The sequence below is a fragment of the Zestomonas ipomoeae genome (genome assembly GCF_057128665.1).
This window is the reverse complement of the sequence record NZ_JBSKHQ010000039.1, coordinates 1-3,086: the sequence shown is the minus strand read 5'-3', so window position 1 is coordinate 3,086 and position 3,086 is coordinate 1. Positions and strand designations below refer to the sequence as shown.

Sequence of the window (3,086 nt, the reverse complement as noted above, 5' to 3'; positions counted from 1 at the left end):
GCCACCAGCATGCCGGTGCCGCGCTCCAGGGATACCCCGACCCGGCTTTCGGCCTTCACGCCCTGGGCGATCAGCAGATGGGCCAACTGATTGGCGCGGGCATCCAGCTCGGCGTAGCTCAGCCGCTCGGTGCCGTGCACCAGGGCGATGGCGTCCGGGCGAAGGGCCGCCTGTTCGGCGAACAGCGCGGGGAACAGGCGCGAGTCGTCGTGCTGTTCGCGGGCTTGGTTCCACTGCTCCAGCTGGCCGCGCTCGGTGTCGGTGAGCAGATCCAGGCTGGCCAGCGGCCGCTGCGCATCGCCGCACAGCTCGGCGAGTATCTGCCGCAGCAATGCGTCCAGTTGCGCGATACCGGCAGCGTCGAAGTGCGCGCTGTCGTAGGCCAGCAGCAGCTCCAGACGCTCGCCCGGCAGCACCGCCAGGGTCAGCGGATAGTGGGTGAACTCGTGGCTCTGCGGCTGGCCCAGGCGCAGCTCGCCGCGCTCGGCCTGGCGCAGGGCGTCGCCCAGCGGGTAGTTCTCGAACACCAGCAGGCTGTCGAACAGCGCCTCGCCGGCGCTGCCGGCCCAGCGTTGCAGCTCGTACAGCGGCGTGTGCTCGTGCTCGCGCAGGCTCAGGTTGAGCGCCTGCACCTCACCCAGCCAGTCGCCCAGCGCCTGCCCGGCCGGCAATTCGATGGGCACCGGCAGGCTGTTGATGAACAGGCCGAGCTGGTGCTCGCCGCCCTCCAGCTCGGCCGGCCGCCCGGCCACGGTAGTGCCGAAGCAGACCCGCCGCTTGCCGGTCAGGCGCCCCAGCAGCAGCGCCCAGGCACCCTGGATCAGGCTGTTGAGGGTCACCCCCTGGCGCTGGGCGAAGGCGCGCAGGGCGCTCTCCTGCGATGCCGCCAGCGGTAGCGGATGGCGCACATGGCCGCTGCCGGGCTGCCGGCACGGCAGGCAGCCGACGATGCGGCTGGGCCCGTCCAGGCGTTGCAGCAAGGGCCGCCAGAAGGCTTCGGCCACTGCGGCATCCTGCCCGGCCAGCCAGGCGATGTAGTCACGGAACTGGCCGCGCGGCGCAGGCAGCGCCTCGCCGTGGTAGAGCGCCAGCACCTCGCCGAGCAGCAGCGCGGTGCTCCAGCCGTCCAGCAGTAAATGGTGCAGGGTCCAGACCAGCACATGCTCGCGCTCGCCACGCTGCAGCAGGGTCAGGCGCAGCAGCGGCGCCTCGGCCAGGTCGAAGCCGGCGGCACGGTCGGCGGCGCAGAAGGCTTCCAGCGCCGCCGCGAAATCCGCCTCGCCGCGCCAGTCGCGCACCTGCCAGGGCAGCTGCAGGTCGCCGCGCACCGCCTGCAACGGGCGCTCGCCGGCGAGGAAGGCGCTGCGCAGGATGGCATGTCGCTGGAACACTTGGCGCCAGGCCGCGTGCAGGCGTTGCGGGTCGAGCCCGGAGAGCGGCAGCACCAACTGGTTGACGTAGCTGGCGGCGCCTTGCAGCTGGGTGTGGAACAGCAGGCCCTGCTGCAGCGGCGACAGCGGGTAGATGTCCTCGACGCCGACCAACTCATCCAGCCGGGCCTGGTCCAGGCCGGCCAGCGGCACGTCGCTGGGGGTCAGCCGTAGCGGGGCCTGTCGGCAATGGGCATGGATCGCCTGCAGTTCCGCGCCCAGGCGCTCCAGCAGGCCGTCCAGGGTCGCCCGCTGCCATTGGCTCGGGCTGAAATCGACATGCAGGCTGAGGGCGCCGCCGCGTTGCTCGGCGTTGATCACCAGCGCCGCGTCCATCGGCGCATCCGCCTCGCGCCAGAGGCCGGCGTCGAGCAGGCGCAGCGGGCCGTCGGCAGCCTCGTCGAACTGGCCGAGGTAGTTGAACAGCACCTGCGGCGGCGTCTGCTCCAGCTGCCCGCGCTGAGCCAGCAGGCCGTAGCCGAGGCCGCCGTTGGGCACGGCGCGCAGCTGTTCCTTGATGGTCTTGAGGCTGGCGGCAAGATCGGCCTCGGGCTGCAGGCGCAGCGGATAGAGGCTGGTGAACCAGCCGACGGTGCGCGACAGGTCAAGGTCGTCGAACAGCGCTGCGCGACCATGGCTTTCCAGGTGCAGGCGCACCGCCGGCTGTTCGCTCCAGGCGCAGAGCACGCGGGCCAGGGCGGTCAGCAGCAGCTCGTCGGCGCGCAGGCGATAGGCCTGCTGCCCGGCCAGCAGCAGCTCGCGGGTGAAATCGCCCGGCAGTTGCCATTCGATGCGCTGGCGCTCGCCTTCCGTGCCCGGCACCTGGGACAGCAGCGGCAACTCGTCGGCATCGGCGAGCTGGGCTTGCCAGAAGGGCAATTCGGCGGCCACTTCAGACGCATCCGCCCAGCCCTGCAAACGCTCGGCCCAGGTTTTGAAGGCCGTGGTCTTGGCCGGCAGCTGCGTCGGCAGGCCACTGGCGAGCTGGCCGTAGAGCCGTGGCAGGTCCTCCACCAGCACGCGCCAGGACACCCCGTCCACCACCAGATGGTGAATGCACAGCAGCAGGCGGTCGTTGCATCCCGCCTGGCGCAGGTGCAGCCCGCGCAGGGCCGGGCCCCGCTCCAGATCGAGGCTGCGCTGGGCCTGTTCGCACAGCGCCTGCAGTTGGCTGTCGTCATCCAGCACGTGTGACTGGAGCAGCCCATCGTTCGCGCTGCCATGGGTCTGCAGCCAGCCGCCGGCTTCCCGCTGGAAGCGCAGGCGCAGCGCATCGTGATGCTGCACCAGGGCCTGCAGGGCCTGCTCCAACAGTTCCGTATCGAAGGGCTGGGCCAGTTCGCAGAGCAGGTACTGGTTGCACAGCGCCAGGCCCTCGCGTTCGAGCAAGCGCGCCTGGATCGGCAACAGCGGCGCCGGTCCCTCGACCATGCCCTGCTCCGCCTGCGGCGCCGCGACCGCCCGGGCGACGGCGGCCAACTGGGCGAGTGTCTGCTGCTGGAAGACGTCCTTGGGGGTCAGCCCTAGGCCCTGCTGCCGGGCCCGGCTGACCACCTGCAGGGCGACGATGGAATCCCCACCCAGCTCGAAGAAGTGCGCCTCGCGGCCGATGGGCTCGACGCCCAGCACTTCGCTCCAGATGCCGGCAAGGATGCG

Annotated in this window: 1 protein-coding gene; it reads right to left on the bottom strand. The window is 71.3% G+C overall.

What is annotated here, in order from left to right; translation table 11 throughout:
• Positions 1-3,086: condensation domain-containing protein (locus ACWKV7_RS23565; protein WP_483860140.1), on the bottom strand; the 3,086-nt coding region annotated here is incomplete at both ends.